The sequence below is a fragment of the Polaribacter sp. 2405UD43-2 genome (assembly GCF_058147125.1).
Genome location: NZ_JBYVJX010000099.1, coordinates 1 through 237, shown reverse-complemented (window position 1 = coordinate 237; position 237 = coordinate 1). Strand labels below are relative to the sequence as shown.

The 237-nt window shown below is 30.8% G+C and carries 1 pseudogene; it reads left to right on the top strand.

What is annotated here, in order from left to right:
• Positions 1-237 (top strand): annotated as a pseudogene (locus ACY2RX_RS14900) (TonB-dependent receptor); the annotation flags it as partial.

Genomic DNA, 237 nt, shown 5'->3' with positions numbered 1-237 from the left:
GAAATCAGACATTATTAATCCCTTATATGGGGCTTAAAACGGTTGAAATAAAACTTGTTTGTCCAAGAAAAAATACAGTGGTTAATGTTGAGTTGCATCAAAACGAAGAAGCTTTAGAAACTATTGTAATACAATCTACCAGAAGTAAAGGAACTATTGCAAAAATACCCACCAGAATAGAAATAGTTGGGTTAGAAGAATTATGTGAAAAAGCTATTATGAATTCTACCAATATTG